The organism is Streptomyces sp. WELS2 (genome assembly GCF_013870595.1).
In the GTDB taxonomy this organism is placed as follows: Bacteria; Actinomycetota; Actinomycetes; order Streptomycetales; family Streptomycetaceae; genus Streptomyces.
Genome location: NZ_JACBWZ010000336.1, coordinates 1 through 6437 on the forward strand (window position 1 = coordinate 1; position 6437 = coordinate 6437).

Genomic DNA, 6437 nt, shown 5'->3' on the forward strand with positions numbered 1-6437 from the left:
GGCGCCCGTGGTGCAGCGCGCCGGTGACGACACGACGCAGGACGCGCCGACGCGCGGCCGTCAGCGGTCGGCCTCCGTGTCCGGTACGTCGTCCGGTACCTCGTCCGGCTCGTCATCCGGTACGTCGTCCCGTACGCGATCCCGTTCGTCGTCCGTGGGCAGGAACGCGAGCCCGCGGCACCCCGAGGTCCCGCCCGATCCCGGTCTCGACCTGGACGACCTGGCGCGCCGGCTGCTCGACCCGGTGGCCCGGCTGCTCCGTGCCGAACTGCGGCGCGGCCGGGAGCGCACCGGCCGCCCGCACGACGGACGCCGCTGAGACCACGGACATGGATGAGGCGACCCGATGAACGACGCCACGCCAACGAAGGAAGGCCTGCCCGAGGCCACGGAACGGATGACGGACGGATGACGGACAACATCTTCGCGACGAGCGTGTTCTTCCGGCTCGCGATCGGCGGCAACGACCTGGGCGCCTTCCACACGTGCTCCGGCATGGGCGCCGAGGTGGAGATCGAGACGTACGCCGAGGGCGGCAACAACGGCTTCACCTGGCAGCTGCCCGGCCGCGTGAACTGGACGAACATCACGCTCACCCGGCCGGTCACCGCCGACACGGTGAAGATCGGCCGCTGGCTGGACGAGACGCTGAAGCGGGTGGAGCGCAAGGACGGCGAGATCGTGGCGCTGCGGCCGGACCGGACCCCGATCATCAGCTGGCAGGTGTTCGGGATCGTCCCGGTGCGCTGGCAGGGGCCCTCCTTCGACCCCAACAACTCCGAGGCGGCCGTGGAGACCCTGGAGATCGCCCACGAAGGGCTGCGCCCGTCCTGACCCGCCCGCCCGACGAGACCCGATGAGCCGTACCCGCCCGCGCCCGTGAGAAAGGAAGTCCCGGCGTGTCCCCAGCGTTCCGTTCCAGCCGGGCCAGGGCCCAGCTGACCCTGATGGAGCCCCCCGCCTCGGTCGGCGCCAAGCCCGGCGGCACGATCGCGCGGCTGAACCTCCAGTTCAACCCCTCCACCCTGGAGCTGCGCAAGACCACCGAGTGGCGGCGCACCCCGTCCCGGATGGCGGGGCAGTCGGCGCTGCCCGAGTTCGTCGGCAGCGGCCCGCGCGAGCTGAGCCTGGAAGTGTTCCTGGACGCCACCGCCACCCACGACAACTCCGTGGAGCAGGCGGTGGAGAAGCTGATGAAGGGGTGCGTGCCGACCCCGGCCAGCCTCGGCCGGAAGAAGCCGGCCAGCCCCTGGGTGCGGTTCGAGTGGGGCACCGCGCGCACCACCTCGTTCGACGGGGTGCTCTCCAGCCTCTCAGTGACGTACACCCTCTTCGACGTGGACGGCAAGCCGCTGCGGGCCAGCTGCGCGCTGTCGATCGAGGAGGCCAGCGTCGACCCGGCGGGCCAGAACCCGACCTCGGGCGCGCGCACCGCCCGCAGCACGCACACGGTGGTCGCGGGCGACAGCCTGGCGATGCTGGCCTGGCGGGAGTACGGCGACGCGACGGCCTGGCGGGTCATCGCGGAGGCGAACGGAATCGACGACCCGATGGCGCTCGTACCCGGCACCGAACTGGTGGTGCCGGGGCTGCGGGACGCCGGCGGTGAGGAGGAGCGGTGAGCACACCCGAGGCGCGGGGCGGCCGGTCGTTCGCGGCGGACCCCGTCATCGAGACGCCCGGCGAGCTGCCGCCGGTCTGGGCCGCCCAGCTGGTGAGCTGTGTGGTGGACGAGAACGTGGGCCTGCCGGACGCGGCACAGCTCACCTTCCGAGACCCCGACCACGAGTTCCTGCGGGCGGTCGGCATCACCATCGGCACCCCGCTCAGGGTGTCGGTGGTGACGGTGAGCGGGCAGGCCCGCGAGCGGCTGTTCGACGGCGAGGTCACCGCCCTGGAGGTGGACCGGGACCGTACCGGCTCGTTCACGGTGGTGCGCGCCTACTCCAAGGCCCACCGCCTCCAGCGCGGCCGGAAGGTGGTGGCGTACCGGAACATGACGGCGGCCGCGATCGTCCGCAAGGTGGCCGCCGGGGCCGGGCTGGCCTGCGGCACCGTGGAGGCCGCGCCGGTCACCTACCAGCAGCTGTCCCAGGCGAACGTGTCCGACTGGGACTTCCTGCAGTACCTGGCGGCCGAGAGCGGCGCGCAGGTGCGCGTGGACGACAAGGGCGTGCTCCAGTTCACCAAGCCGAAGAAGGCGTCCGGGGCGCCCGCGCCGGACACCCCGGCCACCCGGAACCCGATGGTGCTGGAGTACGGGCGGAACCTGCTGGCGCTGCGGGCCTCGCTGTCGGCGGCGGACGGCGCGGCGCAGGTGGAGGTGCGCGGCTGGGACGTCACCACGAAACGCCCGCTGGTGGCGCGGCAGCCGTCGGTGGAGAGCGACACGGTGGAGCCGGGACTGAGCCCGGCGTTCGCCGCCCGGTTCGGCCGGCAGTCGAAGCTGACCGTCACCGACACCCCGTACCGCACCCAGGCGGAGACGACCGCCGTCGCCGACGCCGTGGCCGCGCAGGTGAGCGCCGGGTTCGGGGACCTGGAGGCGGTGGCGGAGGGCAACCCGAGGCTGCGGGCGGGCAAGCCGGTCGCGCTCGGCAACGTCGGCCCGGCGTTCTCCGGCAAGTACACCGCGACGGCCGTGCAGCACGTCCTGGAGCCGCACGGCGGGTACCGGACCACGGTGTGGGTGAGCGCCAGCCCCGACCGTTCCCTGACCGGCCTGGTGACCGGCGCCAACGCGCCGAGCCGCGGGCCGCGCATGCCGGGCCTGGCGATCGGCGTGGTCACGGACGTGCGCGAGCCGGGCGGTGCCGAGAGCGGCGCGGTGAAGCTGCGGTTCCCCTGGCTGGATGACACGTACACCACCGACTGGGTGCGCACCGTGCAGTGGGGCGGCAAGGGCGGCGGAGGCGTGGTGAGCCCCGAGGTCAACGACGAGGTCCTGGTCGGCTTCGAACAGGGCCTGCTGGACAGCCCGTACGTCATCGGCGGGCTGTACAACGGCGTGGACAAGCCCTCGCCGCACGACGTGCCGCTGATCGACGGCACCACCGGCCGGGTCAACCGGCGTTCCCTGGTGTCCCGTTCGGGGCACCGGGTGGAGCTGCTGGACGCCAGGGCGCCGGGCCCGTCCGGGCTGCGGCTGCGGACCGCCGACGAGCGCCTCGAGGTGTTCCTGGACGACCGGCGGGACCGGATCGAGCTGACGGTGTTCGCCAGGGGCCGGCAGCCCCTCACCTCCGTCGTGCTCGACGGCAAGGGCATCACCCTGGACGCGGGCCGCGGCGATGTGAGCGTGTCCGGCCGGAACGTGGACATCCAGGGCCGGGTCGGGGTGAAGGTCGGCGGCCGGTCGGTGAGCGTCACCGGCAGCTCGGACGTCACCGTCGACGGCGGTCTGCTCGGCGTCCTGAAGGCCAAGCTCATCCGCATCAACTGACCCGAACACCAGCAGCAGTCAACCGAACCTCCCGAGGAGCAACGCATGCCGGCCGCAGCCCGTACCGGTGACCCCACCAGTCACGGCGGGGTGATCGCCACCCCGCCGCCCGGCGCCGCCGCGACCGTGGCCCGCGTGCTGATCGGCGGCCGGCCCGCCGCCGTCGTCGGCAGCCAGCACGCCTGTGTGATGCCGCCGCACGCGGTCATGGGCCCGGCCAACGTGATCATGCCCGACCCGCTCGCGGCCACCGTGCTGATCGGCGGACTGCCGGCCGCGCGGGCGCGCGACAAGACCTCGTGCGGTGCCACGATCCTGACCGGCGCCCCCAACGTCCTGATCGGGGGCCTGTGATGAGCGAGCGGTTCATCGGCCGCGGCTGGGCGTTCCCGCTGCGGGTCGGCCCGACCGGCGGCATCGCCCTGGTCGAACGGGAGCGGGAGATCGAGGAGGCGATCCGCCTGGTGCTCGGCACCGCGCCCGGCGAGCGCCCCATGCGCCCCGAGTTCGGCTGCGGCATCCACGACTACGTCTTCGCCCCGGGCGACGGCGCCACCGCCGGACGCATCGCGCAGCAGGTGCGCGAGGCCCTGGAACGCTGGGAGCCGCGCATCTCGGTGGACGACGTGGCCGTCGCCTTCGACGCCATCGAGGACGGCACCCTCTACATCGACGTGCACTACACCGTGCGCTCCACCAACGACCGGCGCAACCTGGTCTTTCCCTTCTACACCATCCCCTCCGAGGAGGGGGCCGAGGACAGGGGCACGGACTGATGGCACTGCCCTCCCCGAACCTGGACGACCGGCGGTTCCAGCAACTCGTCGACGAGGCCAAGCGGTACGTGCAGCAGCGCGCGCCGGAGTGGACCGACCACAACGTCTCCGACCCGGGCGTCACCCTGATCGAGACGTTCGCCTACCTGGTGGACCAGCTGCTGTACCGGCTGAACCGGGTCCCGGACAAGAACTACACCGCCTTCCTCGACCTGCTCGGCATCCGCCTGTTCCCGCCGGCCGCCGCCGTCGCCGAGGTCGACTTCTGGCTGTCGGCACCGCAGCCCGACACGGTCGAGCTGCCCACCGGCACCGAGGTGACCACGGCGCGCGGCGAGAGCGACGAGTCCGTGGTCTTCACCACCACCGGCCGGCTGGACATCCTGCCCAGCGAGCTGACGCGCCTGGTCACCGCGCACCGCACCGGCGAGCAGACCGACCGGACCGGGACGCTCTCCGAGGGTCGTGACATCCCCTGCTTCCAGGCCGCGCCCGAGCCGGGCGACGCCCTGCTGTTCGGCCTGCCGACGGCCGTGCCCCGGTGCATCGTCGCCGTACGCCTGGACAGCCGGGTGGAGGGCGTCGGCGTGGACCCGCGCCAGCCCCCGCTGGTGTGGGAGGCGTGGGACGGCGGCGGCTGGCGGGTGTGCGAGACCGGCGCGGACACCACCGGCGGGCTCAACCGGCCCGGCGAGGTCATCGTGTACGTCCCGGCCGGGCACACCGCCTCGGTGATCGGCGGCACCCGGGCCGGCTGGCTGCGCTGCCGGGTCACCGAGCCGGAGCCGGGCCAGCCGTTCTACTCGGAGTCCCCGACCGTGCGCGAGGCCGCGGTCTTCACCGTGGGCGGCACCATGACCGTGGAGCACGCCGAGACCGTCACCGACGTACCGCTCGGCACCTCGGAGGGGGTGCCCGGGCAGACGTTCCGGCTCGGCCGCCCGCCGGTGCTGCTCGACCGCGAACCCCCGGTCGTGGAGGTGTCCACCGCCGAGGGCTGGCAGCGCTGGGAGGTCGTCGAGCACTTCGGCCGCTCCGGGCCCGAGGACCGGCACGTCCGGGTCGACGCCACCACCGGCGAGTTCGGCTTCCCGCCCGCGCTGCGCGAACCGGACGGCACGCTGCGCCAGTGCGGCGCCGTGCCGCCCAAGGGCGCGCAGATCCGGGTGGCCCGCTACCGCACCGGCGGCGGCCCGGCGGGCAACGTCGCCCGCGGCGCGATCTCCGTGCTGCGCAGCTCCGTGCCGTACGTCGCCCGGATCACCAACCGGGAGGCGGCGCGCGGCGGGGTCGCCGGGGAGACCGTGGAGAACGCCAAGCTGCGCGCCCCGCAGGCGCTGCGCATGCAGGAGCGCGCGGTGACCGCCGAGGACTACGAGATCATCAGCCGCCAGGCGGCGCCCTCGGTGCGCCGGGTGCGCTGTCTGCCGGCCGCCGAGGGCGCGGGCGCGGTACGGGTCCTGGTGGTGCCGGACGCGGTGGCCGACGAGGGCGACGACCGGCTGCGCTTCGAGCAGCTGATCCCCTCCGACCAGGTGCTCCAGGCGATCACCGCCGCCCTGGACGAGCGGCGCCTGATCGGTACCCGCCTGGTGGTGGAGCCGCCGGTCTACCAGGGCGTCACCGTGGTGACCCGGCTCGCCGCGGCCCCGGGCGACACCGACCGGGTGCGCGACGCGGCGCTGGCCGCGCTGTACCGGCACCTGAACCCGCTGCACGGCGGCCTCGACGGCACCGGCTGGCCGTTCGGGCGGCCGGTGCAGTACGGCGAGCTGTTCGGCGTGCTGCAACGCGCCATCGGCAATGCGCTGGTGGAGGAGATCCGTCTCTTCCCCGCCGACCCGATCACCGGCCGGCGCGGCGCCCCGACCGACCGCATCGACCTGGCCCAGGGCGCGCTGGTCTTCTCCTACCAGCACCAGGTGGTCGTCACGGCCGTGGACCCGGAGGGCGGACGATGAGCCGCGCCGCCGTCCCCGGCCTGCCGAGCCGCCACCCGATCGGCGAGCAGCTGCCGGCGCTGTACGCCGACGACGACTTCGCCCAGCGCTTCACCGCAGGCCTGGACACCGTCCTGGCCCCCGTCTTCCTGACCCTGGACACCCTCCCCGCCTATCTCGACCCCCGGCTGGCCCCGGCCGACTTCCTGACCTGGCTCGGGTCCTGGGTGGGCGCCACCGACGACGCCGAGTGGCCCGAGGAGCAGCGCCGGGAGGCCG

Annotated in this window: 6 protein-coding genes and 2 pseudogenes; all 8 read left to right on the plus strand. The window is 73.9% G+C overall.

What is annotated here, in order from left to right; all coding sequences use genetic code 11:
- Positions 1–319: pseudogene (locus H5J33_RS36785) on the plus strand (hypothetical protein); the annotation flags it as partial.
- An 89-nt stretch (positions 320–408) separates the two neighbouring features.
- Positions 409–834, plus strand: a complete 426-nt coding sequence (locus tag H5J33_RS19565) for a phage tail protein (protein ID WP_181796224.1) — start codon at positions 409–411, stop codon at positions 832–834.
- Positions 835–899: 65 nt separating this feature from the next.
- Positions 900–1622, plus strand: coding sequence for a LysM peptidoglycan-binding domain-containing protein (locus tag H5J33_RS19570; protein ID WP_181796225.1), 723 nt, complete (start codon positions 900–902; stop codon positions 1620–1622).
- The gene (locus tag H5J33_RS19575; protein WP_181796226.1) at positions 1619–3442 is read left to right on the plus strand and encodes a VgrG-related protein; all 1824 of its coding nucleotides are present in this window, start codon (positions 1619–1621) and stop codon (positions 3440–3442) included. The genes H5J33_RS19570 and H5J33_RS19575 overlap by 4 nt, the downstream gene beginning before the upstream one ends.
- Before the next feature lie 45 nt (positions 3443–3487).
- The gene (locus H5J33_RS19580; protein ID WP_181796227.1) at positions 3488–3796 is read left to right on the plus strand and encodes a PAAR domain-containing protein; all 309 of its coding nucleotides are present in this window, start codon (positions 3488–3490) and stop codon (positions 3794–3796) included.
- Positions 3796–4218: a GPW/gp25 family protein gene (locus H5J33_RS19585; protein ID WP_181796228.1), complete on the plus strand. Its 423-nt coding sequence runs from the start codon at positions 3796–3798 to the stop codon at positions 4216–4218. Before H5J33_RS19580 ends, H5J33_RS19585 begins: the two co-directional genes overlap by 1 nt.
- A complete protein-coding gene (locus H5J33_RS19590; protein ID WP_181796229.1) occupies positions 4218–6179 on the plus strand; it encodes a putative baseplate assembly protein in 1962 nt (653 codons plus the stop codon). The genes H5J33_RS19585 and H5J33_RS19590 overlap by 1 nt, the downstream gene beginning before the upstream one ends.
- Positions 6176–6437: pseudogene (locus tag H5J33_RS19595) on the plus strand (phage tail protein); the annotation flags it as partial. The gene H5J33_RS19590 and the pseudogene H5J33_RS19595, both read left to right, overlap by 4 nt.

Coding starts and splice junctions, on each gene's coding strand:
- H5J33_RS19565 (WP_181796224.1), top strand. CDS start 409: ATGACGGACAACATCTTCGCGACGAGCGTGTTCTTCCGGCTCGCGATC.
- H5J33_RS19580 (WP_181796227.1), top strand. CDS start 3,488: ATGCCGGCCGCAGCCCGTACCGGTGACCCCACCAGTCACGGCGGGGTG.
- H5J33_RS19585 (WP_181796228.1), top strand. CDS start 3,796: ATGAGCGAGCGGTTCATCGGCCGCGGCTGGGCGTTCCCGCTGCGGGTC.
- H5J33_RS19590 (WP_181796229.1), top strand. CDS start 4,218: ATGGCACTGCCCTCCCCGAACCTGGACGACCGGCGGTTCCAGCAACTC.